The organism is Burkholderia sp. Z1 (assembly GCF_014893795.1).
Lineage (GTDB): Bacteria > Pseudomonadota > Gammaproteobacteria > Burkholderiales > Burkholderiaceae > Burkholderia > Burkholderia theae.
In genome coordinates this window covers 1,704,872-1,731,762 of sequence record NZ_JACFYL010000001.1, presented here as the reverse complement: position 1 = coordinate 1,731,762, position 26,891 = coordinate 1,704,872, and the positions used below count along the sequence as shown (strand labels likewise).

The window sequence follows — 26,891 nt, the reverse complement described above, 5'->3', positions numbered from 1 at the left end:
TTGACCGGAATTGACGTTTGAATCCCGTCAATTGCCGAAAATCGCAATCAAGTCAGCGACGTATCGACGATGCGGCGCGGCGTTTCGAGATACTCCTTCGATTGCATCTCGGTGATTCGCGAGACCGTGCGCGTAAATTCATTGGCCATCGGGCCTTCGACGTACAACTGCTCCGCCGGCACCGCCGCGGACATCAGCAGCTTGACCTTGTGGTCGTACAGTACATCGATGAGCCAGGTGAAGCGGCGCGCCTCGGACGCCATCCGCGGCGACATCTGCGGCACCTCGGACAGCACGATCGCGTGGAAGCGGCTCGCGAGTTCGAGATAGTCGTTCTGCGATCGCGGGCCGCCGCACAGCGTCGCGAAGTCGAACCATACGACGCCGTCCGCCTTGCGCAGCGCCTTCAGCTCGCGCTTCTCGATATGCAGGATCGGGCTCTCGTCGGGTACCGCGGCAAGCTGCGCGAATGCGTGGCGCAGTTCGCGATCAACGTCCGCGCCGAGCGGCGTGTGATACATCTTCACCTGCGCGAGCGTGCGCTGGCGATAGTCGACGCCCGCGTCGACGTTGAGCACGTCGAGCTTGTCCTTGATCAAGGCGATCGCGGGCAGCATGCGGTCGCGATGCAGCCCGTCCGGATACAGGTCGTCGGGATCGTAGTTGGACGTCATCACGAACTGCACGCCGTTGTTGAACAGGCGGTCGAGCAGACGGTACAGGATCATCGCGTCGGCAATGTCCGACACATGGAACTCGTCGAAGCAGATCAGCCGGTAGCGCTTGGCGATGCGCCGAGCAAGTTCGTCGAGCGGATCGGCCTGCCCTTTCAGCTCCTCGAGCTCGCGGTGCACTTCGCGCATGAATTCGTGGAAATGCAGGCGCGTCTTGCGCTGCACGGGTGCGACCGCGTAGAAGCTATCCATCAGGAAGCTCTTGCCGCGACCGACGCCGCCCCACATGTAGACGCCGCGCGGCAGGTCCGGATGATTGATGAGCTTCTTGAACGCGTTCGAGCGGCGCGCCTTGTACTCGACCCACTCGTCGAAACAGCGCTGCAGGCGATCAACGGCCGCGCGCTGCGCGGGATCGGACTGATAGCCGCGCGTGGTCAATTCGCGCGTGTAGTATTCGGTGACGTTCATCGGGCAAACCGGAAAGAACGAAGGCGAGCGGGAAACCCCGCCCGCCTTCGTCATGAGACGGCTGCGCCGGCCGATGGCCGGCAGGCGCTACACCGTGCTCAGCTGTTCAGCGAGCGCTTGTCGACGGCGAGCGCCGCTTCGCGCATCACTTCCGACATCGACGGGTGCGGATGGCAGATGCGGGCGATGTCTTCCGACGCCGCCTTGAATTCCATCGCCACGACGGCTTCCGCGATCAGGTCCGACGCATTCGCGCCGATCACGTGCACGCCGAGCAGCTCGTCGGTCTTCGCGTCCGCGATCATCTTCACGAAGCCGTCCGGTGCATTCATGCCGAGCGCGCGGCCGTTGATCGAGAACGGGAACTTGCCCGACTTGATCTCGCGGCCTTCCGCCTTCAGCTGCTGCTCCGTCTTGCCGACCCATGCGATTTCCGGGTACGTGTAGATCACCCACGGAATGCAGTTGTAGTCGATGTGCGGCTTCTGGCCGTCGATCACTTCCGCGACCAGCACGCCTTCGTCTTCCGCCTTGTGCGCGAGCATCGGGCCGCGCACCACGTCGCCGATCGCGTAGACGTTCGGCACCGCCGTGCGGCAGTGGTCGTCGACGTCGATGAAGCCGCGCTCGTTCGCCTTCAGGCCGATCGCCTCGAGGCCGAGGTTGTCGGTGTTCGGCACACGGCCGACCGACACGATCAGGCGGTCGGCGTCGAGCGTCTGTGCGTTACCGTCCTTGTCCGTGTAGGCGATCGACACGCCGTCCGCGGTCGTCTTCACTTCGCCGATCTTCACGCCGAGATGGATGTCGAGGCCCTGCTTCTTGAACAGCTTGGCCGCTTCCTTCGCGAGCGCTTCGTCGGCTGCGCCGAGGAACGCCGGCAGCGCTTCGAGCACCGTCACTTCAGCACCCAGGCGACGCCACACCGAGCCGAGCTCGAGGCCGATCACGCCTGCGCCGATCACGGCGAGCTTCTTCGGCACCGAGTCGAACGTCAGCGCACCTTCGTTGTCCGACACGATCTTGTTGTCGACCGGGATGCCCGGCAGGTGACGCGCCTTCGAGCCCGTCGCGATGATCACGTTCTTCGCGGTGACGACTTCGGTTTCGCCCTCGCCGCTCACTTCGATCTGCACACCGGCGTCGGTCTTGCCGGCGAACTTGCCATGGCCCTTCAGCCAGGTGATCTTGTTCTTCTTGAACAGGAACTCGATACCGGACGTCATCTTCTCGACGATCGCGTCCTTGCGGCCGATCATCTTCGCGATGTCGATCTTCACGCCGTCGGCGGTGATACCGTGGTCGGCCAGGTGGTGCGACGCGTTCTCGAACTCTTCCGACGAAGCGAGCAGCGCCTTCGACGGAATGCAGCCGACGTTCAGGCACGTGCCGCCGAGCTTCAGCGCGCCGGCCGGGTTCTTCCACTTTTCGATACAGGCAACGGTCTTGCCGAGCTGTGCAGCGCGGATCGCGGCGATGTAGCCACCGGGGCCTGCGCCGATCACGACGACGTCAAATTCCTTGGACATGACAATCCTTTCTTCTTGTGCATCCGCACGGTCGCGCGTCTGCGCGCCCGTGCGGAGCGGGTCAATGCGGTGAAACTCGGCTTACAGGTCGAGCAGCAGGCGTGCCGGATCCTCGAGCGCATCCTTCATCGCGACGAGCGACAGCACGGCTTCGCGACCGTCGATGATCCGGTGGTCGTACGACAGCGCGAGGTAGTTGATCGGGCGGATCACGATCTGGCCGTTTTCGACGACCGGACGTTCCTTCGTCGCGTGCACGCCGAGGATTGCCGACTGCGGCGGGTTGATGATCGGGGTCGACAGCATCGAACCGAACACGCCGCCGTTCGAGATCGAGAACGTACCGCCCGTCATTTCCTCGATCGACAGCTTGCCGTCCTTCGCCTTCTGGCCGAATTCGGCGATCTTCTTCTCGATGTCGGCGAGGCTCAGCTGATCCGCGTTGCGCAGGATCGGCACGACGAGGCCGCGCGGCGAGCCGACGGCGATACCGATGTCGAAGTAGCCGTGGTAGACGATGTCGTTACCGTCGATCGACGCGTTCACGAGCGGGAACTTCTTCAGCGCATGCACGGCCGCCTTCACGAAGAACGACATGAAGCCGAGCTTCACGCCATGTTCCTTCTCGAACTTGTCCTTGTACTTGTTGCGCAGCTCCATGACCGGAGCCATGTTGACTTCGTTGAACGTCGTCAGGATCGCGTTGGTCTGCTGCGATTCGAGCAGACGCTCGGCGATACGCGCACGCAGGCGCGACATCGGCACGCGCTGTTCCGGACGGTCGTTCAGCCAGGTCGTTGCCGACGCCGGCACCTTCACGTCCGGCAGCGACGGCTTCGCAGCGGCCTTGGCCGGTGCGGCGGCCGGAGCAGCCTTCGGTGCGCTGCCTGCGGCCAGCGCGTCGCCCTTCGTGACGCGGCCGTCGCGGCCCGAACCTGCGACGTCGCCCGCCGACAGCCCCTTCTCGGCCAGCAGCTTCGATGCGGCCGGCGATGCGGTGGTCGACGATGCGGCTGCGGCGACCGGCTGTGCTGCCGGTGCGGCTGCAGCAGGCGCTGCTGCCGGCTGGACTTCGGCGGCGCCCGCCGCTGCTTCGGCTGCACCTGCCTTCGCTTCGGTGTCGATCGTCGCGATCAGCTGATCGGCAACCACCGTGTCACCGTCGTTCTGCAGCACTTGCGCGAGCACGCCCGCGGCCGGTGCCGGCACTTCGAGCACGACCTTGTCGGTCTCGAGTTCGATCAGGATTTCGTCCTGCGCGACTGCTTCGCCCGGCTTCTTCTTCCACTGCAGCATGGTGGCTTCCGAAACCGACTCCGAAAGCTGGGGGACTTTGACTTCTACGATAGCCATGTGATTTTCCTGGATGCTTAATCTGGGGTGTGACGAGGTTCGTGCGATTCCTTCGGCCGAAACGGCGCGCAACGCGCCCGGCGGGCCAAAAGAGACGGGAAAGCGCAGCGCGCCTTCCCGTTTCGCTTCCGTCGGTTATTTCGCGATCGATGCGCTCTTCAGGCGGCCGAAAGCACCTTCGATCAGGGCCTTCTGCTGCTCGTAGTGCTTCGCGTAGTAGCCAACCGCCGGCGAGGCCGAAGCCGGACGGCCGCTGTATGCCAGCTTCTGCCCGTCCTTCATGCCTTCCTTCAGATGGTGCTCGACGTAGAACCAGGGACCCTGGTTCTGCGGCTCGTCCTGCACCCAGACCACTTCAGTCGCGTTCTCGTACTTCTTCATTTCCGTTTCGAACTGCTTGTGCGCGAACGGATACAGCTGCTCGATACGGATGATCGCGACGTCGTTCGCCTTCGCTTCGCGGCGATGTGCGACGAGGTCGTAATACACGCGGCCCGAGCATGCCAGCACGCGCTTGACCTTCTTCGCGTCGATGCCGCCGTCGGTTTCGCCCAGCACCGGCTGGAACGAACCCTTCGCCAGTTCCGACAGGTCCGACACGGCTTCCTTGTGACGCAGCAGCGACTTCGGCGTTGCGACGATCAGCGGCTTGCGGAACAGGCGGATCATCTGGCGACGCAGCAGGTGGAAAATCTGCGCCGGCGTCGTCGGCTGAACGACCTGCATGTTGTGATCCGCGCACAGTTGCAGGAAACGCTCGATACGGGTCGACGAGTGCTCCGGACCCTGGCCTTCATAGCCGTGCGGCAGCAGCATCGTGAGACCCGACACGCGGCCCCACTTCACTTCGCCCGACGAGATGAACTGGTCGATCACGACCTGCGCGCCGTTGACGAAGTCGCCGAACTGCGCTTCCCACAGCACCAGCGTGTTCGGCTCGGCGGTCGAGTAACCGTATTCGAAGCCCAGCACCGCTTCTTCCGACAGCACCGAGTCGATCACCGTGAACTTCGCCTGGCCTTCGGCGATGTTCTGCAGCGGCACGTACGTGCCGTCGTTCCAGCGCTCGCGGTTCTGGTCGTGCAGCACCGCGTGACGGTGCGTGAACGTGCCGCGGCCCGAATCCTGGCCGGTCAGGCGTACCGAGTAGCCCGATGCGACGAGCGACGCGAACGCGAGGTGCTCGCCCATGCCCCAGTCGAGCGGCTGGTCGCCGCGCGCCATGTTGCGGCGGTCGTTGATCACGCGCTCGACGAGCGGGTGAACCTTGAAGTTCTCCGGAACCGTCGTGATGCGTTCGCCGAGGCGCTTCAGTTCGGCGAGCGGCACGGCCGTGTCGGCTGCATCCGTCCACTTGCGGTTCAGGAACGGCACCCAGTCGACCGCGTACTTGCTCTTGTAGTTCGACAGGACCGGGTCGACCGTGTGGTGACCGTCGTCCATCGCCTTGCGGTACGCCTTCACGAAGTTGTCGGCGTCTTCCGCGGTGATCACGCCCTGCTGCACGAGCTTCTCGGCGTACAGCGCACGGGTGCCCGGGTGCTGCGCGATCTTCTTGTACATCAGCGGCTGCGTGACGGCCGGCGTGTCCTGCTCGTTGTGACCCAGCTTGCGGAAGCAGACGATGTCGATCACGACATCCTTGTGGAACTGCATCCGGTAATCGATCGCGATCTGCGTCGCGAGGATCACGGCTTCCGGATCGTCGCCGTTCACGTGCAGCACCGGCGCCTCGATCATCTTGACCACGTCGGTACAGTACAGCGTCGAACGCGCATCGCGCGGGTCGGACGTCGTGAAGCCGATCTGGTTGTTGATGACGATGTGCAGCGTGCCGTGCGTGCCGTAACCGCGCGTCTGCGCGAGGTTCAGCGTTTCCATCACGACGCCCTGGCCCGCGAAGGCCGCATCGCCGTGGATCTGCACCGGCAGCACCTGCAGGCCGTCTTCGTCGCCGCGACGGTCCATCCGCGCCTTCGCGGAACCTTCGACCACCGGGTTCACGATTTCGAGGTGCGACGGGTTGAACGCGAGCGACAGGTGGACCGGGCCGCCTTCCGTCGACACGTCCGACGAGAAGCCCTTGTGGTACTTCACGTCGCCGGCCGGCAGGTCGTCGACGTGCTTGCCTTCGAATTCGGCGAACAGGTCGGCCGGCATCTTGCCCAGCGTGTTGACCAGCACGTTCAGGCGGCCGCGGTGGGCCATGCCGATGATGATTTCCTGCACGCCGCGCTTGCCCGCGTGCTGGACGACTTCGTCCATCGACGCGATGAAGCTTTCGCCGCCTTCGAGCGAGAAGCGCTTCTGGCCGACGTACTTGGTGTGCAGGTAGCGCTCGAGGCCTTCAGCGGCCGTCAGGCGATTCAGGATGTGCTTCTTCTCGTCCGTCGAGAAGTTCGGCGTCGCGCGGGTCGACTCCAGACGCTCCTGCCACCAGCGCTTCTGCTCCGGATCGCTGATGTACATGTACTCGGCGCCGATCGTGCCGCAGTACGTGTCGCGCAGACCCTTGACGATGTCGCGCAGCGAAGCCTGGTCGAAACCGAAATACAGGTTGCTCGCGCTGTACGTCTGGTCGAGGTCGCCTTCGGAGAAGTCGTAGAACGCGGGTTCGAGTTCGGGAATGGCGGGACGTTCGCGACGCTTCAGCGGATCCAGATTGGCCCATTGCGAACCAAGGAAGCGATATGCGCTGATGAGGGACTGGACGTGGACTTGCTTGCGCGCCGCAGCCAGATTGGTGCCGCTTTCGCGCGGGATGAAGGCATTGGCCTTCGCTCGCTCGGCGAACGATTCGACGATCGGGAAATGCGCGACGTCATTGGCATTCGAACCGTCCGTTGCAGGCACATTCTGCAGCGCGTCGAAATACTCTCGCCAGTTCTCGGGCACTGACGCCGGATTATTGAGGTATGCATCGTACAGTTCTTCAACGTACGAAGCATTGCCGCCGAACAGATAGGAGTTCAGCTGAAACTGCTTCATTACATCTGACATTTTACGCTCACCTTTCTTCGAGCTTCTCGAGAAATAGCGGGTTACTCAACCTTCCGCGACACGGCCTGACCGTTTAGCGGATTGCGAATCAAGTCTTGCTTGGAAGGACCTAAAACTTGCGTGCGCGCAGCATATCACAGAACCGATACCAAAGTTCACGGCGAAATGTGCCTGAAAGCACCGCGTGGCGGGGTTTTGCCGGATTGCCACGCGCCCCGGTAACAGTGCTTTGCAGACAACCCGATTGCGCTTCGCGCAGATGCAAAAAAGGCTGCCCGGGGGCAGCCTTTTCCGTCATGCACGGGAACGGTCGAAACGCTTAGTCGACCGCGCCTTCGCGGCTCGCGCGGCGACGCTCGTGCTCCTTCAGGTGACGCTTGCGCAGACGGATCGACTGCGGCGTCACTTCGACCAGTTCGTCGTCGTCGATGAACTCGACCGCGTATTCCAGCGACATCTGGACCGGCGGCACGAGACGCACGGCTTCGTCGGTGCCCGACGCACGCACGTTGGTCAGCTGCTTGCCCTTGATCGGGTTCACGACGAGGTCGTTGTCGCGGCTGTGGATACCGATGATCATGCCCTCATACAGCGCATCGCCCGGCTTCACGAACATGCGGCCGCGATCCTGCAGCTTCCACAGCGCATATGCCACGGCGGCGCCGTCGTCCTGCGAGATCAGCACGCCGTTGCGGCGCTCGAAGACCGAGCCTTCCTTGACCGGTGCGTACGAGTCGAAGATGTGGCTCATCAGGCCCGTGCCGCGCGTGAGCGTCAGGAATTCGCTCTGGAAGCCGATCAGGCCGCGCGCCGAGATCTTGTATTCCAGACGCGTGCGGCCGCGGCCGTCCGACGCCATGTCGAGCATCTCGCCCTTGCGGCGGCCGAGTTCTTCCATCACGCCGCCCTGGTGCTCGTCCTCGACGTCGACCGTCAGCAGTTCGTACGGCTCGTGCTTCGCGCCGTCGATTTCCTGCATCACGACGCGCGGACGCGACACGGCCAGCTCGTAGCCTTCGCGACGCATGTTCTCGACGAGAATCGTCAGGTGCAGTTCGCCACGCCCCGACACTTCGAACACCGTTTCGTCGCCGGTGTCCTTCACGCGCAGCGCGACGTTGTGGTTCAGTTCCTTCATCAGGCGGTCGCGGATCTGGCGGCTCGTCACGAACTTGCCTTCGCGGCCGGCGAGCGGCGACGAGTTGACGAGGAAGTTCATCGTCAGCGTCGGCTCGTCGACGGTGATCATCGGCAGCGCTTCCGGCGTATCCACCGCGCAGATCGTCGCGCCGATGCCGACGTCTTCAATGCCATTGATCAGCACGATGTCGCCCGCTTCGGCCGACTCGACCTGCACGCGCTCGAGGCCCGTAAACGACAGCACCTGGTTGATCTTGCGGTTCAGCACGTCGCCTTCCGGGCCGAAGCGCATCACGACCGGCTGGCCCGGCTTGATGCGGCCGCGCGTGATACGGCCGACGCCGATCCGGCCGACGTACGTCGAATAGTCGAGCGACGTGATCTGGAGCTGCAGCGGCGCTTCCGGATCGGCCGGGCGGACCGGCACGTGCTCGAGGACCGCCTCGAACAGCGGGCGCATGTCGCCCTCGCGCGCAGCCGGGTCGAGCGACGCATAACCGTTCAGGCCCGATGCGTAGACGATCGGGAAGTCGAGCTGCTCTTCGGTTGCGCCAAGCTTGTCGAACAGGTCGAAGGTCTGGTTGATGACCCAGTCGATCCGCGCGCCCGGACGGTCGACCTTGTTGACGATGACGATCGGCTTCAGGCCGAGCGCGAGCGCCTTCTTCGTGACGAAGCGCGTCTGCGGCATCGGGCCCTCGACCGCGTCGACGAGCAGCAGCACCGAGTCGACCATCGACAGCACACGCTCGACCTCGCCACCGAAGTCCGCGTGCCCCGGCGTGTCGACGATGTTGATGTGCGTGCCTTCGTATTCGACCGCGCAGTTCTTCGCGAGAATCGTGATCCCGCGCTCCTTTTCGATGTCGTTCGAGTCCATCACCCGCTCCGCAATCTGCTGGTTCTCGCGGAAGGTGCCGGACTGGCGGAGCAGTTGGTCGACGAGCGTGGTCTTGCCGTGGTCGACGTGGGCGATGATGGCGATATTGCGAAGGGCGCGGGTCATAGAAACCTGGAAATCGTTTGAACGCGCAAACGCGCCCGCTCGTTTTGCACGGGCGCGCGCATTGCAGTTTGGAAAGCATGAAATTATAGCACGTGGGCGTGTCGAGAGCTGGCGAGTACGTTGCAGCGCAACAAACCCGGCCTGCCCACCCTCCCTCGAACACGCAAATCGACCGAAGGCGCCGCCTCCGGCAAGCCGAAAAACCTTATAGCCACAAGGGCTTCTGGCAACACAAAGCGCGCCCTTTGCCGTTCGATTAACATTTGCCGCGGCAAGCAATTGTACCTATAATGCTGCCTAGTCAACTATTGCAGTTTCAGGGTTTTATGTCGGATTCCTCTACCCCATCGCCCGTTTCGCCGCTGTCTTCGTATCAGATGAACGACAGCGTCGGTTATCTGATGTCGCGCGTGAAGTCGGTGATGACCAACCTCGTCACGCAACGCACGCAGGAAGAGCTCGGCATCACGGGCACGCAGGCGAGCATGCTGTTCATGATCGCGGTCGGCAAGTGCTCGACGGCCGCCGAACTCGCGCGCGAATACGGAATCGACGCGAGCGCGGTCACGCGCCTGCTCGACCGGGTCGAGAAACGCGGCCTGCTGTCCCGCGTCCGCAGCATCGAGGATCGGCGCGTCGTGCGCCTCGAGCTGACCGACGAAGGCCGCGCGCTTGCCGAACGGCTGCCGCCCATTTTCCGCAGCGTACTCGACCAGGTGCTGGACGGGTTCACACCGGAAGAAGTCGGGTTCCTGAAGAGCATGCTGCGCCGCATTCTCAGCAACTATTGCGAGACGGCCGGCGGCAGCATCGCGTAATAGTTGCCATAACAATTACTTTTGACAGATTAATGTAAGGAAATCCTTGCAGTGTCCATCATTCATTCCGAGTCAGGGGTCAGCGCGATGAAAACCTCCCCGTTGTCCGTGCGCACCGGGTCGTGCCGCGCCGCCGTCGCCGCCGCGGTCGCCGCACTCGCGCTGGCGGGCTGCGCGAACTACATCGGCATCAAGAGCGACAAGCAGATCGCCCCCGCGTCGCAATTCGAATCCGCCCAGAGCCTGCCGGCCCAGGGCGGCCAGTGGCCGGCGCTCGACTGGGCCAGCCAGTTCGGCGATCCGCAATTGCCGAAGCTGATCGACGAGGCCCTTCAGGGCAGTCCGTCGATCGCGCAGGCGCAGGCACGCATCGCGAAAGCGTCGTCGTACATCGAATCGTCGCGTTCGAACCTGCTGCCGAAGGCCGAGGCCAGCTATTCGTGGACGCGCGAGCTGTATTCGTCGAACGCGCTGTTCCCGCCGCCGTACGGTGGCCAGTGGTACAGCGAGAACAACGTGCTCGCGAGCGCGTCGTGGGAACTCGACCTGTGGGGCAAGAACCGCGAACGCCTGCACACCGCCGTGTCGCAGGAAAAGGCCGCCGAAGCCGACATGCAGCAGGCGCGCATCACGCTCGCATCGTCGGTCGCCCGCACCTATAACTCGCTCGCGCAGCTCTATGCGCTGCGCGACATCGCGCAACGCGAGATCTCCAACCGCGAGACGGTCGGCAAGATCACCGACGGCCGCGTGTCGGCCGGCCTGGATACCAACGTCGAACGCCAGACGGCCCGCGGCAACATCGCGACGACCCAGGCTTCGCTGTCGGATCTCGACGGCCAGATCACGACGGTGCGCTACCAGCTCGCCGCGCTGCTCGGCAAGGGCCCCGATCGCGGGCTGCAGATCGCGGCGCCCGTGATGAACCCCAGCGGCGCAGTCGCGCTGCCCGGCAACCTGCCGGCCGATCTCGTCTCGCGCCGCCCCGACATCGTCGCCGCGCGCTGGCAGGTCGAGGCTGCAATGCACGACGTGAAGGAAGCGAAAGCCGAGTTCTACCCCGACGTGAACCTCGCGGCCGGCTTCGGCTTCGATGCGTTCGGCTGGGGCAAATTCCTGAACTTCGCGAGCCGCCAGGCGCAGTTCGGCCCGGCGATCCACCTGCCGATCTTCGACGCCGGTGCGCTGCGCGCCCAGCTCAAGGGTCGTTATGCGGACTTCGACCTGTCGGTGGCGAACTACAACCAGACGCTGATCAACGCGTTGAACGACGTCGCGACGCAAGTCGCGTCGATCCGCTCGGTCGATCGCCAGATGGGCGACGCGCAGCGCGCGCTCGACGCGTCGACGCGCGCGTACGATCTCGCCGTGATCCGCTACAAGGCCGGCCTGTCGCCGCAACTGCAGGTGCTGACCGCGGACAGCAACCGCCTCGCATCGGAGCAGACGGTGACCAACCTGAAGATGCGCCGACGCGACATGCAGCTTGCGCTGATCAAGGCGCTGGGCGGCGGGTTTGACGCGACCGGCACGCCGCTCGCCTCGCCCGACGCCGACAAGCCGACAAAACAGGCCGCCAACTGATCCGGCGCCACCACTACGCAGACACTCGAAATAACGGACGGAGAAAATCGCCATGAGCGACCCTCAACAAAACGCTGCCAGCGCACAGTCGCAGAACAACGGGAAGCGCAAACGGATGATGACGCTGCTCGTCGCGGTCATCGTGATCGCGGCCATCGCGTACGGCCTGTATTACTTCCTCGTCGCCCGCTTCCATGAAGGGACCGACGACGCCTACGTGAACGGCAACGTCGTGCAGATCACGCCGCAGGTCACCGGCACCGTGATTGCCGTGAAGGCCGACGATACGCAGACCGTCAAGGCCGGCGATCCGCTGGTCGTGCTCGACCCGGCCGATTCGCAGGTCGCGCTGCAGCAGGCGGAAGCCAACCTCGCGCAGACGGTGCGCCAGGTGCGCGGCCTGTTCGTCAACGACGACCAGTACCGCGCGCAGGTTGCGCTGCGCCAGTCCGACCTGTCGAAGGCCGACGACGACCTGCGCCGCCGCATGGCCGTTGCACAGACGGGCGCGGTGTCGCAGGAAGAAATCTCGCATGCGCGTGACGCCGTGAAGGCCGCGCAGGCGTCGCTCGACGCCGCGCAGCAGCAGCTCGCATCGAACCGCGCGCTGACCGCGAACACGACGGTCGCATCGCACCCGAACGTGCTCGCTGCGGCGTCGAAGGTTCGCGATGCCTACCTCGCGAACGCGCGTAACGTGCTGCCCGCGCCGGTCACCGGCTATGTCGCGAAGCGCTCGGTGCAGGTCGGCCAGCGCGTGTCCCCGGGCACGCCGCTGATGTCGGTGGTGCCGCTGAATGCCGTGTGGGTCGACGCGAACTTCAAGGAAGTCCAGCTCAAGCACATGCGCATCGGCCAGCCGGTCGAACTGACGGCCGACATCTACGGCTCGTCGGTCCCCTACCACGGCAAGGTCGTCGGCTTCTCGGCCGGCACCGGCTCCGCGTTCTCGCTGCTGCCGGCACAGAATGCGACCGGCAACTGGATCAAGGTCGTGCAGCGCCTGCCGGTGCGTATCGAGCTCGACCCGAAGGATCTCGACAAGCATCCGCTGCGCATCGGCCTGTCGATGCAGGTCGACGTGGACATCAAGGACGAACGCGGCGACCAGCTCGTCAACGCGCCGAACACCGTCTACGAGACCAACGTGTTCGCGAAGTACGGCGACGAAGCCGACGCCGAAATCGCGCGCATCATCGCCGAGAACGCGGGCGGCAACGCAGCGGCCCCGGCCGCGGCGAAGTCGAACAGCGCCGCGAAGATGATGTAACCGCTCCGACTCCGGAAAAACTACCGACACATGGCACAGGCTCCTGTCTCCCACCCGCCCTTGCAGGGCGGGAAACTCGTGATCGGGACGATCGCGGTATCGCTCGCGGTGTTCATGAACGTGCTCGACACGTCCATCGCGAACGTCGCGATCCCGACCATCTCGGGCGACCTCGGCGTGTCGTCCGACCAGGGCACGTGGGTCATCACGTCGTTCGCGGTCGCGAACGCGATCTCCGTGCCGCTGACGGGCTGGCTGACCGATCGCTTCGGACAGGTTCGCCTGTTCCTCGCGTCGATCATCCTGTTCGTCATCTCGTCGTGGATGTGCGGGCTCGCGCCGAGCCTGCCGTTCCTGCTCGCGTCGCGCGTCCTCCAGGGTGCGGTCGCGGGACCGATGATTCCGCTGTCGCAATCGCTGCTGCTGTCGAGTTACCCGCGTGCCAAGGCGCCGATGGCGCTCGCGCTGTGGTCGATGACGACACTGATCGCGCCGGTCGCGGGCCCGATCCTCGGCGGCTGGATCTCGGACAACTACTCGTGGCCGTGGATCTTCTACGTGAACATCCCGGTCGGCATCGCCGCCGCACTCGCCACATGGTCGATCTATCGCACGCGCGAATCGACGGTGCGCCGCGCGCCGATCGACGGCGTCGGCCTCGCGCTGCTCGTGTTGTGGGTCGGCTCGCTGCAGGTCATGCTCGACAAGGGCAAGGATCTGGACTGGTTCGCGTCGACGACGATCGTCGCGCTCGCGCTGATCGCGATCATCTCGTTCGCGTTCTTCGTGATCTGGGAACTGACCGCCGAGCACCCCGTCGTCGATCTGTCGCTGTTCCGTCGGCGCAACTTCACGGGCGGCACGATCGCGCTGGCGGTCGGTTACGGGCTCTACTTCGGCAACCTCGTGCTGCTGCCGCTGTGGCTGCAGACCCAGATCGGCTATACGGCAACCGACGCCGGCCTCGTGATGGCGCCGGTCGGGCTGTTCGCGATCCTGCTGTCGCCGCTGACCGGCAAGTTCCTGCCGCGCACCGATCCGCGCTACATCGCGACCGCCGCGTTTCTGATATTCGCGCTGTGCTTCTGGATGCGATCGGGGTACACGACGGGCGTCGACGAGTGGTCGCTCACGCTGCCGACGCTGGTGCAAGGCGTTGCGATGGCCGGCTTCTTCATTCCGCTCGTGTCGATCACGCTGTCCGGCCTCCCCGGCCACCGCATCCCGGCGGCGTCCGGTCTGTCGAACTTCGTGCGGATCATGTGCGGCGGCATCGGCACGTCGATCTTCCAGACGGCGTGGGATCATCGCAACAACTTCCACCACGCGCAGCTGGTCGAGCAGGCGAACGTGTACAACCCGACGTTCAACCAGGCCGTCACGCAAATGGGCAGTCTCGGGCTGACGCAGGACCAGGCGCATGGCCTCATCAACAACTTGGCCACGCAGCAGGCCGCGCAGCTCGGCGTGAACGACCTGTTCTACATCTCGGCGGCGATCTTCGTGCTGCTGATTGCGCTGATCTGGATCACGAAGCCCGAACGCGCGGGCGGCGGCGATGCCGGCGCAGCGGCATCGGCAGCGCACTGAGCGTCACCGCGCGCCAAACAAAAAGCCCGGTCGAAATCGACCGGGCTTTTTTTTGCTCCGACGGCGCGCTCGCGCCGCCTGGTCATGCAGCGGTCACGACGAGCCGTTCCGGTGCGAGCACGCCGTTCGCCTTGCGCGCCACGCCAAGCAGCCGCGTTGCGTCGTAGACGCGCACGCGCTCGCCCTCGGCCGCATCGATCTGCGCAAGTTCCGACAGCGGCAGACGCTGGCCGTGCAGGAACCGCTTCGCACCCGCGTCGTCGAGCCGAACCGACGGAAACGTGGACAGCAATGCATCGACCGGCTGGAGCCATGTATCGCGCGCCGATTCGTCGGCGTCCGACAGCGCATCGAGCGTCACCGCATGCTCGAGCGTCAGCGCACCGACACCCGTGCGACGCAGCATCGTCAGATGCGCACCGCAACCCAGCGCCTCGCCGATATCCTCCGCCAGCGTGCGCACGTAGGTGCCCTTGCTGCAGGTCACGCGAAACGTCACGTCGGGCAGCTCGCAGGCGAGCAGGTCGAGCGCATGGATCGTCACGTTGCGCCCTTCGCGCTCGACGGTCTGGCCCGCGCGCGCATATTCGTACAGCGGCTTGCCGTCGCGCTTGAGCGCCGAATACATCGGCGGCACCTGCACGATTCCGCCGGTAAAGCGCACGAGCGCCGCTTCCACCGCCGCGCGGTCGCATTCGACGGGCCGCGTGTCGATCACTTCACCTTCCGCATCGCCGGTGGTCGTGCGCAGGCCGAGACGCATCGTCGCTTCGTAGGTCTTGTCGGCGTCGAGCAAGTCCTGAGAGAACTTCGTCGCCTCGCCGAAACACAGCGGCAACAGGCCCGAGGCCAGCGGATCGAGCGTGCCGGTATGACCGGCTTTCTTCGCGAGCATCAGACGCTTCGCGCGAATCAGCGCATCGTTGCTCGACAGGCCGACCGGCTTGTCGAGCAGGAGGACGCCATCCAGCGCGCGCCGGGGCACGCGCGGACGTTGGGGTGCTGCAGTCGTCATAGGCCGGTCGCGCTCAATCGTCCTTGGTGGATGCGTCGGCCTCGTCGTCGTCCTTCGCGCGCGTCGAGTTCGCTTCCTTGATCAGGCGCGACATTTCCACGGCCTTCTCGATCGTCTGGTCGTAGTGGAAATGCAGCGTCGGCACCGTATGGATGTGCAGGCGCTTGAACAACAGGTTGTGCAAGTGACCCGATGCGTGGTTCAGCGCTTCCTGCGTCTTGACCGGATCGCCGGTCAGCGCCGTGAAGTAGATCTTCGCGTGCGCGTAGTCCGGCGTGAGTTCCACGCTCTGGATGGTGACGATGCCAATGCGCGGATCTTTGACCTCGCGCATGATGAGTTCGGACAGATCGCGCTGAATCTGATCGGCGATCTGAACGTTGCGATTGGGGGAAGTACGTTTCCTGGACATGATCGATCCCTGATTCGTTTATCAGGATAATGCGGCCGCCTTTTGGCGGGCCGCCATGAAAAATGGGCGGGACAAGCCCAAGCCTGCCCCGCCCATGAGCCGATACGCGACGATTACAGCGTACGCGCGACTTCGGTCACTTCGAAGACTTCGAACTGGTCGCCTTCCACGATGTCGTTGAAGTTCTTCACCGACATGCCGCACTCGAAGCCTTGCTTGACTTCCTTCACGTCGTCCTTGAAGCGCTTCAGCGATTCGAGTTCGCCCGTGAAGATCACGACGTTGTTGCGCAGCACGCGAACCGACGACGAGCGCTTGACGATACCGTCCGTGACCATACAGCCTGCGACCGCGCCGATCTTCGGCACCTTGAACACCTGGCGCACCTCGACCGTACCGGTGATGATTTCGCGCTTCTCCGGCGCCAGCATGCCCGACATCGCCGCCTTCACCTCATCCACTGCGTCATAGATGATGTTGTAGTAGCGGATATCGACGCCATTGGCTTCCGCGAGCTTGCGCGCCTGCGCATCCGCACGCGTGTTGAAGCCGATGATGACTGCCTTCGATGCCGTTGCAAGGTTGACGTCGTTTTCGCTGATGCCGCCCACCGCGCCGTGCACGATCTGCACGCGCACTTCGTCGGTCGACAGCTTGAGCAGCGACTGCACGAGTGCTTCCTGCGAACCCTGCACGTCGGCCTTGACGATAAGCGGCAGGTTCTGCACTTCGCCTTCGCCCATCTGCTCGAGCATGCTTTCCAGCTTCGCGGCCTGCTGCTTCGCGAGCTTCACGTCACGGAACTTGCCCTGACGGAACAGTGCGATTTCACGCGCCTTGCGCTCGTCCGGCAGCACGATCACTTCCTCGCCCGCGCCCGGCACTTCCGACAGACCCTGGATTTCGACCGGGATCGACGGGCCGGCTTCCTTCGTCGGCTTGCCGTTCTCGTCGAGCATCGCGCGCACGCGGCCGTAGGCCGAGCCCGCGAGCACGATGTCGCCACGATTCAGCGTACCGGACTGCACGAGGATCGTCGCGACCGGGCCTTTACCCTTGTCGAGCTTCGCTTCGATCACGATACCCTTGGCCGGTGCTTCGACCGGTGCCTTCAGTTCCAGCACTTCGGCCTGCAGCAGCACGTTCTCGAGCAGATCGTCGATGCCCGCACCCGTCTTAGCCGACACCGGCACGAACGGCGAATCGCCACCGTATTCTTCCGGCACGACGCCTTCCGTGACCAGTTCCTGCTTCACGCGATCCGGATTCGCTTCCGGCTTGTCGATCTTGTTGATCGCGACGACGATCGGCACGCCACCCGCCTTCGCGTGGGCAATTGCTTCCTTCGTCTGCGGCATCACGCCGTCGTCGGCCGCCACCACCAGCACGACGATGTCGGTCGCCTTCGCGCCGCGTGCACGCATTGCCGTGAACGCTTCGTGACCCGGCGTATCGAGGAACGTGATGACGCCGCGCGGCGTGTCGACGTGATAAGCGCCGATGTGCTGCGTAATGCCACCCGCTTCGCCCGCCGCAACCTTCGCGCGGCGAATGTGGTCGAGCAGCGAGGTCTTGCCGTGGTCGACGTGACCCATGACCGTGACGACCGGCGGACGCGGCAGTTGCTCCGCATCGGTGGTCGCTTCGCCTTCGACGAGCAGCGCTTCCGGATCGTCCAGCTTCGCGGCAACCGCGCGGTGACCCAGTTCCTCGACGACGATCATCGCCGTTTCCTGGTCCAGCACCTGGTTGATCGTGACCATCTGGCCCATCTTCATCATCACCTTGATGACTTCCGAGGCCTTGATCGACATCTTGTGCGCGAGATCGGCAACCGAAACGGTTTCCGGCACGTGCACTTCACGGACGATCGGTTCGGTCGGCGCCTGGAACGACGATGCGCTGTCCTGGTGACGGCCGCGACCCTTCGGGCCGCCGCGCCAGCCGCGGTCGACGCCGCCGCTCGAATCGCCGCGCGTCTTGATGCCGCGACGCTTCGCCGCGTCGTCCTGCCAGCCGCCCTTGCCTGCGCCCGGCTTCTTGTTGCGATCGCCCGCGCCTGCCGGTGCCTGCGTCGTTGCCGGTGCAGCGCCGGCCGGCTTCTTCACCGCCGGACGCGCCTGCGCACCTTCCGGCTTCGCCGGCTTGTGCAGCGTGCCCTTCGCTTCGGCCGGCTTCGGCGGCTCGACCGGCTTCGGCGGCTCGACTGCCTTGACCACGGCCTTGCGCGGCGTGTTCATCATTTCGCGGATCGCACGCGCTTCGGCCTCGGCGGCCGCACGGCGCTTGCTGATCTCTTCCTGCTCGGCGCGCGCCTTGTCCGCCGCCTCACGGGCAGCATCCTCGGCCTTCTTCGCCGCTTCGCGCTGCGCCGCACGTTCGGCAGCCGCACGCGCTTCGGCGGCCACGCGCGCTTCGTCCTGCGCGGACTGCGCACCCGGTGCTTCCTGCTCGGCCGCGGCGGCCTGCTGCTGCGCTGCCGCCTGCTGCTGTGCCGCAGCGGCTTCAGCCGCGGCACGCTTCGCCGCAGCTTCTTCCTCGGCGCGACGGCGCTCGGCTTCGGCCGCTTCCTCGCGGGCACGGCGCTCGGCTTCCTCGCGCTCCAGGCGTTCCTGGCGTTCGCGCAGTTCCTGCGCCTGCTTCTCGAGCAGCTCGGCCTCGCGGCGCGCTTCTTCCTCGCGACGCTTCAGTTCTGCATCGTCGTCCGCTTCGGCGACCTGCGCCTGACCCTGTTCCGCACCCTCGCTCACGTCGTCGCGCTTGACGAACGTACGCTTCTTGCGGACCTCGACCTGAATGGTGCGAGCCTTGCCCGTCGCGTCAGATTGCTTGATCTCCGACGTATGCTTGCGGGTCAGCGTGATCTTGCGCTTATCGCCGTCGGTTGCGCCATGCGACTTGCGCAAATGATCGAGCAGACGCGCCTTGTCCGTCTCGGACAGCACATCGTCTTCACTCGCTTTCTGGACGCCCGCTGCCTGCAGCTGTTCGAGCAGCACACCAGCAGGCATTTTCAGTTCCGCGGCAAATTGGGCTACGTTGTTACTCGCCATTCATTCCTCTTAGTGCAAGGACCGATTCCTTGCTGTTAGCATCGGGTCAGGCCATACGGCCGCCATCAAATCAGTGCGCCATGGTCATTTCTCACTGGAACCAATGTTCACGTGCTTTCATGATCAACGCCTTAGCGGCATCCTCTTCCATCCCGGTCATGTCGACCAGTTCATCCACAGCCAGCTCGGCGAGATCGTCTCGCGTCTGCATGCCGTGTTCAGCCAGCTTCGCGAGCAACTCCGGCGTGATGCCGTCGAGGCTCTTGAGATCCAGCGCTGCGTTCTCAACCTTTTCTTCGTTCGCGATAGCCATCGTCAACAGCGCGTCGCGTGCGCGGTTGCGCAGTTCATGCACGGTGTCCTCGTCGAACGCTTCGATTTCGAGCATTTCGTTGAGCGGCACGTAAGCGATTTCTTCGAGGCTCGTGAAGCCTTCGTCGATCAGGATGTCGGCAACTTCTTCGTCGACGTCGAGACGCGCCATGAACAGCGCACGCAGCCGGTCGCGCTCTTCACCCTGCTTCAGGGCGGATTCGTCCGGCGTCATGATGTTGATCTGCCAGCCGGTCAGTTCGCCGGCAAGGCGAACGTTCTGACCGCTGCGGCCAATCGCGACAGCCAGCTCGTTCTCGTCGACGACCACGTCCATCGAGTGCTTTTCTTCATCGACGACGATCGACTGGACGGCTGCCGGCGCGAGCGCGCCGATCACGAACTGGGCGGGATCCTCCGACCATAGCACGATGTCGATGTTTTCGCCACCGAGCTCGTTGCGCACGGCCTGCACGCGGGAACCGCGAATGCCGACGCAGGTGCCGATCGGATCAATCCGCTTGTCGTATGCGATGACGCCGATCTTCGCGCGCACGCCCGGGTCACGGGCTGCCGCCTTGATTTCGAGCAGGCCCTGCTCGATTTCCGGCACTTCCATCTCGAACAGCTTCATCAGGAACTCGGGCGCCGTACGCGACAGCTCGATCTGCGGGCCGCGCGCGGTGCGGTCGACCTTCGCGATGTACGCACGCACGCGGTCGCCCACGCGCAGGTTTTCCTTCGGGATCAGCTGATCGCGGCGCAGCAGCGCCTCGACACGGCCCGATTCGACGATGAAGTTGCCCTTGTCGAGGCGCTTCACCGTACCCGTCATGATCTTTTCGCCACGCTCGAGGTAGTCGTTCAGGATCTGCTCGCGCTCCGCGTCGCGGACCTTCTGCAGGATCACCTGCTTCGCGGCCTGCGCGCCGATGCGGCCGAACTCGATCGACGGCACGGGTTCCTCGACATATTCGCCGACTTCGACGTCGGGCTTCTGCTCACGTGCTTCGAACAGCAGGATCTCGCGATCCGGCTCTTGCAAGCCTGCCTCGTCGGGCACGACGAGCCAGCGACGGAAGGTTTCGTGCTCGCCGCTTTCGCGATCGATATGGACGCGGATTTCGGCGCCTTCGTCGAACAGCTTCTTGGACGCGGACGCGAGCGCAGCCTCGAGGGCGCCCAGCACCACATCCTTTTCGACGTTTTTCTCGCGCGCCAGCGCATCCACCAGCATCAACACTTCGCGACTCATTATTTGCGGCTCCTAAAGTCAACTTGCGGAATCAGGCGGGCTTTATCGATATCGGCCAGCGTGAAATCCAGCATGGCCGCCTCGCCCTTCTTCCCTTCAAATTCCAAACCGATCGTTTCGCCATTCGGCGCGTGCAGAATGCCCCGGTACGTCTTGCGCCCGTCCAGCGGCTTTTTCAAGGTCACGGAAACTTCGCTGCCAGCGAAGCGCTCGAAGTCGGCCAGCTTCTTCAACGGGCGGTCGAGTCCCGGGGACGAGACTTCGAGCCGTTCGTAATCGATGTTTTCGACCGTCAAGACGTGCTGGAGCTGACGCGTGACCTTTTCGCAATCTTCGAGCGAGATGCCGGCAAGCTGATCGATATAGATGCAAAGCATGCCGCGCCCGGTGCGCTCGAGATCCACCAGCTCGTAGCCGAGCCCGGTGACCGTGGTTTCTATCAGTTCCGTCAGTTGCACAGTGTCCTCTCAGGTGTTCGCGCCCGCCGCTCGCGATTACACCCGCGGGCGCGCGCCTTAGCCGGCGCAGGAAGCGCTACCCGAGATGCCTAACCGTTTCAGCAAAAAAAAATGGGCGGAACGCCCATCTTCTTACTGGTGGTCGCACCTGAGCCGCACATTGAATCCGTACGCCCAGCGACTCCGCGATTATAGCGATTTTTGGCGCAAACGCCAAGCCAGCCGGTAAAAGCAGCGCGTCGCCTGCCTTTACGGACCGAAAATGCGAAATCGGACTGTCCGATCGACCGGCGCCATCCTGCCGCGCCGGAAATCGGCCATGCCGGCGGCCGTCCAGCGGCACGCGGCATATATATACAGTCAAAGCAATCAACGCAATGCGTCGTGCCGACAAAATCGGTCGGATGCCGATCGTGCCGGCACGCCGGCGGCCTTGCGCCGCCGCGTGCCCGAACGCTCAGCGGCTGCGCGTACGGCTGCGTTGCGGACGCTGGCCGCCACGCGGGCCGCCGCTGTTGCCGCCGCCTTCGGGACGATTGCCGTTCGGATTGCGATTGCCGCCCTTGGGACCGCCGCGCTTGGGGCCCGCGCTCTCGCGCTTGGGGCCTGCGCCGTATGACGCGCGGTTGCCGTCGACATCACGGCCGCCGCCAGCGCGGTTCCCATCTCGGCCGCCGCCGCCCGAGCGGTTGCCATCGCGGGCGCCGCCAGCACGGTTGCCATAGCCCGACGGCGCAACCGGCAGGCTGCCGTAGCCGCTCAGGCCCGGCAGGCCCGGCCCGCCGCGCCGACCGCCGCCGCGACGCGGCTGGTCGAGCTGGCCGTGCGTCGTCAACACCGGCTCACGGCTGATGAACCCCATCGACGTCTCCATCGGATCAGGCTGACGACGCTCGGCCGGACCGGCACCGCCTCGCTTGCCCTTCTCCTCGGACGGCGCCTTCAGGCCGACGGTCGCCATCAGCTTGCGCACCTGCGCGTCGTCGAGCTCCTCCCAGCGGCCGCGCTTCAGGCCGCGCGGCAGCGGGATCGGGCCGTGACGCGTCCGGATCAGCCGGCTCACCATCAGGCCGGCCGCCTCGAACATCCGGCGCACTTCGCGGTTGCGGCCTTCGGCCAGCGCGACGTGATACCAGTGATTCGTGCCTTCGCCACCGCCGTCGCGGATACGCAGGAAGTTGGCCGGACCGTCATCCAGCTCGACGCCGTGCAGCAGCTTTTGCCGGTTGCCTTCAGTGAGCTCGCCGACAACCCGCACCGCGTACTCGCGCTCCACGCTGTAGCGCGGATGCATGAAGCGGTTCGCGAGGTCACCCGAAGTCGTCAGCATCAGCAAACCTTCGGTATTGAAGTCGAGGCGGCCCACCGCCAGCCATTTCGCCGTCTTCATCGGCGGCAGACGGTCGAACACCGACGGACGGCCTTCCGGATCCGCATGGCTGACGATCTCGCCCGTGGGCTTGTGGTACAGCAGCACGCGCGGCGGCTTGTTCGGCAGCTTGCGCTTGACCGGCTTGCCGTTGATCCGCACCTGGTCGGTCGGCATGATGCGCTGACCGATGTGCGCGGGCTCGCCGTTCACCGATACGCGGCCGGCGACGATCAGTTCTTCCATTTCGCGGCGCGAGCCCATGCCCGCTTCCGCCAGCACCTTGTGAAGCTTCGGCGCGTCGTCGTCCGGCGACAGCACGCGCTTGTTGGCCGGCTGGCTGCGGCCGCGACGCAGCATCGGCGCACGCACGCCGCTGCCGCCCGCGGAATTGTCCGCGTCGAATGCCGGCGACGTCACGTAGGCGAACAGTTCGTCCTGGGACGCATCGCCTTCCGCCTTCACCGGGCCACCTTCAGCCTTCGGCGCACCACCGCGTCGACCCTGGCCGCCCTGCGCACCCTGGCCGCCCTTGGCCGCGCCTTCGCGCTTGCCCGCGGCCGGCTTGCGACCGCCCTTGGCTGCACCTTCCTTGCGCGGCGCACGCGCCGGCTGCGCTTCGGCGGCCTCGGCCGGCTGCGCATCCTCGCCTTCAGCGCCCTGCGACTCGCCTTCGGCGCCCTTCGACTTGGCCGCCGCGCGACGGCGCGCGATCAGGCTGCGCGGGCCTCGCCGCAGACCGCGGCGGGGACGGTCGTCGCCACCCGCGGCCGAAGCGTCCTGCTCCGGTGCATCGTCGGCACGCGCTGCCTGCACGGCAGGCGCGGACGATTCAATATCGTGGATATCTGTCAAAACAACCTCAAAATGTCAGGTCTCGCGCCCGGCGCGGGCGCGGCAAGAAGTTGGCCGCGTTCAGGCGCGACGCTGTTCGGGTTCTGCTTCGTCGTCCGGCAGCGCGTCGGCGCCGATGGGCGCACTGGCGCTTCGTACGGCATCCGCGAGACTGTCAGACGTGTCGTCCAGCATCTCGCAGTCCGCGGGACGGGAACGGGACGCGTCGGCCTGAACAGCCTCGCCGGGCATGTCGCCGGCCGCTTCCGCTCCGTCTCCGGCAGCCGTTTCGGCGGCCGGCTTGCGATCTTCCTCGCTCCAATCCGCGCGCAGCGGCTCGGGCTGCGCACCGGTCGGCGCTGCTTCGGCACCAACCTGTTCCGCTTGTTCCACTTGTTCCGTTTGCCCGCGATCAGCATCGAGCGTATCGCGACTCGGGATTTCCTGCGTCGTCGCGACGTCCGTCACGCCATCGCCCGGCAATTCGGCCGATCGGCCGGCGGACACCTCTTCCGCCTGCGCTTGCGACACGTCGTCCGTTGCGTCGTCGGCAACCGGCACGTCACCCTCGAAGTCGATTGCCTGCTGCGCAAGCAGCGCGGCCTCGATGTTCGCGGCCGGCTCTTCGAGCGCGGGCAGGTCGTCGAGCGCCTTCAGGCCGAGATCGTCGAGGAACTGCTTGGTCGTCGCGTACAGCGCCGGGCGCCCCGGCACGTCACGATGACCGATCACCTCGATCCAGCCGCGATCCTCGAGCTGCTTGACCACCTGCGTATTGACCGTCACGCCGCGAATCTCTTCGATGTCGCCGCGCGTGACGGGCTGCCGGTACGCGATGATCGCGAGCGTTTCGAGTACCGCGCGCGAATATTTCGGCGGCTTCTCGGGATGCAGGCGATCCAGATAGTGACGCATCGCCGGCTTGCTCTGAAAGCGCCAGCCGGTCGCCAGCGCCACCAGTTCGACCCCGCGGCCGGACCAATCCTGTTTCAGATCTTCGAGCAACGTGCGGACCGTGTCAGCCGACACGCCGTCGGCAAAGAGCTTGCGCAAATCGCCGAGCTTCAGCGGTTCCTGCGCGCAGATCAAAGCAGTCTCGAGGACGATCTTCGCCTCTTGGGTATTCATGCAGCTAGGCCAGACCCTGTGGTCAAACGAACCGGATCAACAAACAGACGAAATGAACGGAAGACGCGCTCGCCCGATTCTGATCGGTCATATTGATGGGAGCACGAACCGGGGGCGGCGAACCAACTTCAGGCCAGGCCCAAACCGGACGGAACAGCACGGCTCAACGACGGAACCGCGTGACTGAGCGCCATATTACGCAAAATTGCCCGGTGCGTAAAGATGGACCGAGCGGGCCACCGCCAGTGCGCCGCGTCCGCTCCGGCCCTGCTTCAGCGGGCAGCCGCGCCGCGCGCGAGGAACCGGCGCAGCCGCTCGACGCCCGCGTCGAGTCGTGCCGGATCGCATGCGTAGCACCAGCGCACAAAACCTTCCCCCTCCGGGCCGAATGCACGCCCGGGCGCAAGACCGAGCCCCGCTTCGCGCACCAGCGTCTTGCAGAACGCGAGACTGTCGGCCGCGCCCGGCAGACGCAGAAACACGTACATCGCGCCCGGCGGAGGCGGTACCTCGACACCCGGCAGCGTCCGCAGCGCGGCGACCAGGTGATCGCGGGCATCGCGCAGCGCCGAGACGAACGACTGCACGAACGCCTCGCCGTCGCGCAGCGCGACCTCGCCCGCGGCCTGCACGAAGCCCGGTGCACACGACGTGTTGTATTCGACGAGCTTCGACAGATCGCCCATCACCGATGCCGGCGCAATCAGCCAGCCCAGCCGCCAGCCCGTCATCGCCCACGCCTTCGAGAACGAATTCACGACAACGACCCGCTCGTCGCGCGAAGCGATATCGAGGAACGACGGTGCGCCGCCCGCGCCGAACGCGAGCCGTTCGTACACCTCGTCGGCGACCAGCCAGATACCGTGACGGCGGCAATGGGCGAGCACGGCCTGCTGATCGTCGCGCGACATCGTCCAGCCGGTCGGATTGTTCGGCGAGTTGATCAGCAGCATCCGCGTATCGGGCGTCAGCGCCGCGAGCAGCCGCCCGACATCGAGTTGCCAGCCCGCATCGCCATAGTCGAGCGACACGCATTCGACCTGCGCGCCGAGGATCTTCGGGATCTCGACGAGATTGGGCCAGAGCGGCGTCACCGCGACCACACGTTCGCCCGGCCCGACCAGCATCTGCGCGGCCAGCATCAGCGCGCTCACGCCCGAACTGGTCACGGCCACCGTGTCGCCCGCCGTCGCGCCATGCCGCGCGCTGACGTAGGCAGCAATCGCGTCGCGCAGCGGCGCAGTGCCGAGGTTGTGCGTGTAGAAGGTCGCGCCGTCGCGCAGCGCCGCCGCTGCGGCGTCGCGGATGAAATCCGGCGTCACGCGATCGGATTCGCCGAACCAGAACGGCAGCATGTCCGGCACGCCGAAGCCGGCGTTCGCCACCTCGCGGATCAGCGACGGACGCAGCGCGCGCACCGCGGCGCGGGCCGCCGGCTCGCCGGTCACCGGAAAGGAATCTGCGGAATGCGTCATCGAGAACCATCGCCCAGGAACACGATCCGCGTAGTGTACCGGCCTGTGAGCCGGGCCGGTGCACGCCGGGGCACGTCAGTCGAGATCCTCCGCCCTCGCCGGCATCTGCCGCACGAGCTCCCAGATCGCCTGCGCCGCGGGCGACAGTGACCGGTCGCGGCGACGCACCAGCTCGACGGTGCGTTCGGTGCGCGGCGTGAGCGGCCGCGCGACGAGTGTCGAGCCGGCCGGCAGCGGCAGCGACAGCCACGGCTGCACGCTCACACCCACCCCGGCCTCGACGAGCCCGAACACGGTCGCCGAATGCCCGAGCTCCTGCATGACCGTCGCATTGACGTGATGGGCGGCCAGCGCGGCATCGATCAGCGGCCGGCTTCCCGACGCATGATCGAGGAGCACGAGGCGCTCGCCGTCCAGCGCCGTCCACGGCACCTCGGCACGTGCCGCGAGCGGATGGTCGGCACGCGCGACGAGGCAGAACGAATCGGTCATCAGCGGTTCGCAGACGAGATCGGCAACCGTGAGCGGCCCGATCACGACGCCGAAATCGACCTCGCTCGACTTCACCTTGCGCAACACATCGCTCTGCACGTCGTCGCGCAGGCCCAGCGTCACGAACGGAAACTGGCGCTCGCACGATGCAACCACGCGCGGCATCAGCCTGCACGCGATCGTCGGGCTTGCCGCGACGATCACGCGCCCGCGGCGCTGCTCACCGATCTCGCGAATCTCGCGCAGCGTGTCGTCGAGATCGTCGATCAGGCGCGACACGCTCGCGATCAGGTTCGCGCCGACGTCGGTCAGCTGCACGTCGCGCGTCGTGCGGTCGATCAGCTTCAGCCCGAGCTCGGCCTCGAGCTCACGCACGCAGCGGCTGACCGCGGACTGCGTGAGCCCGATCTCGTCGCCCGCGCGACTGAAGCTCTTGAGCCGCGCTACCTCGATGAATACGCGAAGCTGGCGCAGCGTGACGTTCATCTCCTGACCTCATCAATCGTCGATATCAATGCACGATTTTAATGCGTGAATCCGGTGCCGATGTACGAATCCGGCACCTGCCGCACATGTTTCGCTGCGGTGCAATATCTACGCAAACGCACGTGGTGCGGGCGAACTGCACAAGATTGGTGATTGTCCCGATTTGC

General features: G+C 65.2%; 18 protein-coding genes. 4 read left to right on the top strand and 14 right to left on the bottom strand.

Features of this window, described 5'->3' with window-relative positions; translation table 11 throughout:
• Positions 1 to 47: 47 nt before the first annotated feature.
• From zapE to typA, 5 genes are all read right to left on the bottom strand, one after another.
• Complete coding sequence (gene zapE / locus H3H55_RS07975) at positions 48 to 1,145, bottom strand: cell division protein ZapE (protein WP_193098230.1); 1,098 nt, start codon at positions 1,143 to 1,145, stop codon at positions 48 to 50.
• 98 nt (positions 1,146 to 1,243) lie between these two features.
• Positions 1,244 to 2,674, bottom strand: coding sequence for a dihydrolipoyl dehydrogenase (lpdA, locus tag H3H55_RS07970; protein WP_193098229.1), 1,431 nt, complete (start codon positions 2,672 to 2,674; stop codon positions 1,244 to 1,246).
• An 81-nt stretch (positions 2,675 to 2,755) separates the two neighbouring features.
• A complete protein-coding gene (odhB, locus tag H3H55_RS07965) occupies positions 2,756 to 4,027 on the bottom strand; it encodes a 2-oxoglutarate dehydrogenase complex dihydrolipoyllysine-residue succinyltransferase (protein ID WP_048244020.1) in 1,272 nt (423 codons plus the stop codon).
• A 135-nt stretch (positions 4,028 to 4,162) separates the two neighbouring features.
• Complete coding sequence (locus tag H3H55_RS07960; RefSeq protein WP_129514405.1) at positions 4,163 to 7,027, bottom strand: 2-oxoglutarate dehydrogenase E1 component; 2,865 nt, start codon at positions 7,025 to 7,027, stop codon at positions 4,163 to 4,165.
• 319 nt (positions 7,028 to 7,346) lie between these two features.
• Positions 7,347 to 9,173, bottom strand: coding sequence for a translational GTPase TypA (typA, locus tag H3H55_RS07955; protein ID WP_048244023.1), 1,827 nt, complete (start codon positions 9,171 to 9,173; stop codon positions 7,347 to 7,349).
• 326 nt (positions 9,174 to 9,499) lie between these two features.
• On the opposite strand from typA, the gene H3H55_RS07950 reads away from it, so the two are divergent.
• The 4 genes from H3H55_RS07950 to H3H55_RS07935 all read left to right on the top strand — a co-directional run bounded on the left by H3H55_RS07950 (position 9,500) and on the right by H3H55_RS07935 (position 14,435).
• Positions 9,500 to 9,991 carry a MarR family winged helix-turn-helix transcriptional regulator gene (locus H3H55_RS07950; protein ID WP_129514403.1) on the top strand — a complete coding sequence of 164 codons (492 nt, stop codon included), beginning with the start codon at positions 9,500 to 9,502 and terminating at the stop codon, positions 9,989 to 9,991.
• Between the two features lie 87 nt (positions 9,992 to 10,078).
• Positions 10,079 to 11,575 carry an efflux transporter outer membrane subunit gene (locus H3H55_RS07945; protein ID WP_129514402.1) on the top strand — a complete coding sequence of 499 codons (1,497 nt, stop codon included), beginning with the start codon at positions 10,079 to 10,081 and terminating at the stop codon, positions 11,573 to 11,575.
• 52 nt (positions 11,576 to 11,627) lie between these two features.
• Complete coding sequence (locus H3H55_RS07940) at positions 11,628 to 12,845, top strand: HlyD family secretion protein (protein WP_048244029.1); 1,218 nt, start codon at positions 11,628 to 11,630, stop codon at positions 12,843 to 12,845.
• Between the two features lie 30 nt (positions 12,846 to 12,875).
• Positions 12,876 to 14,435 carry a DHA2 family efflux MFS transporter permease subunit gene (locus tag H3H55_RS07935; RefSeq protein WP_129514400.1) on the top strand — a complete coding sequence of 520 codons (1,560 nt, stop codon included), beginning with the start codon at positions 12,876 to 12,878 and terminating at the stop codon, positions 14,433 to 14,435.
• 82 nt (positions 14,436 to 14,517) lie between these two features.
• Here H3H55_RS07935 and truB read toward each other — a convergent pair whose 3' ends face one another.
• The 9 genes from truB to H3H55_RS07890 form a co-directional block, all read right to left on the bottom strand.
• Positions 14,518 to 15,450 (bottom strand): tRNA pseudouridine(55) synthase TruB, encoded by a 933-nt coding sequence (truB, locus tag H3H55_RS07930; RefSeq protein ID WP_193098228.1) that lies wholly within the window; start codon positions 15,448 to 15,450, stop codon positions 14,518 to 14,520.
• Positions 15,451 to 15,463: 13 nt separating this feature from the next.
• A complete protein-coding gene (gene rbfA / locus H3H55_RS07925; RefSeq protein ID WP_129514398.1) occupies positions 15,464 to 15,862 on the bottom strand; it encodes a 30S ribosome-binding factor RbfA in 399 nt (132 codons plus the stop codon).
• Positions 15,863 to 15,975: 113 nt separating this feature from the next.
• The gene (gene infB / locus H3H55_RS07920; RefSeq protein WP_129514397.1) at positions 15,976 to 18,915 is read right to left on the bottom strand and encodes a translation initiation factor IF-2; all 2,940 of its coding nucleotides are present in this window, start codon (positions 18,913 to 18,915) and stop codon (positions 15,976 to 15,978) included.
• Between the two features lie 91 nt (positions 18,916 to 19,006).
• A complete protein-coding gene (gene nusA, locus H3H55_RS07915) occupies positions 19,007 to 20,482 on the bottom strand; it encodes a transcription termination factor NusA (RefSeq protein WP_048244039.1) in 1,476 nt (491 codons plus the stop codon).
• Entirely contained in the window at positions 20,482 to 20,940 is a 459-nt protein-coding gene (gene rimP / locus H3H55_RS07910; RefSeq protein ID WP_006752291.1) for a ribosome maturation factor RimP, read from the bottom strand. Before rimP ends, nusA begins: the two co-directional genes overlap by 1 nt.
• Before the next feature lie 457 nt (positions 20,941 to 21,397).
• On the bottom strand, positions 21,398 to 23,164 hold the full coding sequence (rluB, locus tag H3H55_RS07905; protein WP_193098227.1) for a 23S rRNA pseudouridine(2605) synthase RluB: 1,767 nt from the start codon (positions 23,162 to 23,164) through the stop codon (positions 21,398 to 21,400).
• A 60-nt stretch (positions 23,165 to 23,224) separates the two neighbouring features.
• Positions 23,225 to 24,271: an SMC-Scp complex subunit ScpB gene (gene scpB, locus H3H55_RS07900; RefSeq protein WP_193098226.1), complete on the bottom strand. Its 1,047-nt coding sequence runs from the start codon at positions 24,269 to 24,271 to the stop codon at positions 23,225 to 23,227.
• A 272-nt stretch (positions 24,272 to 24,543) separates the two neighbouring features.
• Positions 24,544 to 25,746 carry a pyridoxal phosphate-dependent aminotransferase gene (locus tag H3H55_RS07895; RefSeq protein WP_193098225.1) on the bottom strand — a complete coding sequence of 401 codons (1,203 nt, stop codon included), beginning with the start codon at positions 25,744 to 25,746 and terminating at the stop codon, positions 24,544 to 24,546.
• Positions 25,747 to 25,821: 75 nt separating this feature from the next.
• Entirely contained in the window at positions 25,822 to 26,724 is a 903-nt protein-coding gene (locus tag H3H55_RS07890; RefSeq protein WP_047900515.1) for a LysR family transcriptional regulator, read from the bottom strand.
• Positions 26,725 to 26,891 lie beyond the last annotated feature (167 nt).

Excerpts from the sequence above, each read along its gene's own strand:
- zapE (WP_193098230.1), bottom strand. The coding sequence starts at position 1,145 with ATGAACGTCACCGAATACTACACGCGCGAATTGACCACGCGCGGCTAT.
- lpdA (WP_193098229.1), bottom strand. The coding sequence starts at position 2,674 with ATGTCCAAGGAATTTGACGTCGTCGTGATCGGCGCAGGCCCCGGTGGC.
- odhB (WP_048244020.1), bottom strand. The coding sequence starts at position 4,027 with ATGGCTATCGTAGAAGTCAAAGTCCCCCAGCTTTCGGAGTCGGTTTCG.
- H3H55_RS07960 (WP_129514405.1), bottom strand. The coding sequence starts at position 7,027 with ATGTCAGATGTAATGAAGCAGTTTCAGCTGAACTCCTATCTGTTCGGC.
- typA (WP_048244023.1), bottom strand. The coding sequence starts at position 9,173 with ATGACCCGCGCCCTTCGCAATATCGCCATCATCGCCCACGTCGACCAC.
- H3H55_RS07950 (WP_129514403.1), top strand. The coding sequence starts at position 9,500 with ATGTCGGATTCCTCTACCCCATCGCCCGTTTCGCCGCTGTCTTCGTAT.
- H3H55_RS07945 (WP_129514402.1), top strand. The coding sequence starts at position 10,079 with ATGAAAACCTCCCCGTTGTCCGTGCGCACCGGGTCGTGCCGCGCCGCC.
- H3H55_RS07940 (WP_048244029.1), top strand. The coding sequence starts at position 11,628 with ATGAGCGACCCTCAACAAAACGCTGCCAGCGCACAGTCGCAGAACAAC.
- H3H55_RS07935 (WP_129514400.1), top strand. The coding sequence starts at position 12,876 with ATGGCACAGGCTCCTGTCTCCCACCCGCCCTTGCAGGGCGGGAAACTC.
- truB (WP_193098228.1), bottom strand. The coding sequence starts at position 15,450 with ATGACGACTGCAGCACCCCAACGTCCGCGCGTGCCCCGGCGCGCGCTG.
- rbfA (WP_129514398.1), bottom strand. The coding sequence starts at position 15,862 with ATGTCCAGGAAACGTACTTCCCCCAATCGCAACGTTCAGATCGCCGAT.
- infB (WP_129514397.1), bottom strand. The coding sequence starts at position 18,915 with ATGGCGAGTAACAACGTAGCCCAATTTGCCGCGGAACTGAAAATGCCT.
- nusA (WP_048244039.1), bottom strand. The coding sequence starts at position 20,482 with ATGAGTCGCGAAGTGTTGATGCTGGTGGATGCGCTGGCGCGCGAGAAA.
- scpB (WP_193098226.1), bottom strand. The coding sequence starts at position 24,271 with ATGAATACCCAAGAGGCGAAGATCGTCCTCGAGACTGCTTTGATCTGC.
- H3H55_RS07895 (WP_193098225.1), bottom strand. The coding sequence starts at position 25,746 with ATGACGCATTCCGCAGATTCCTTTCCGGTGACCGGCGAGCCGGCGGCC.
- H3H55_RS07890 (WP_047900515.1), bottom strand. The coding sequence starts at position 26,724 with ATGAACGTCACGCTGCGCCAGCTTCGCGTATTCATCGAGGTAGCGCGG.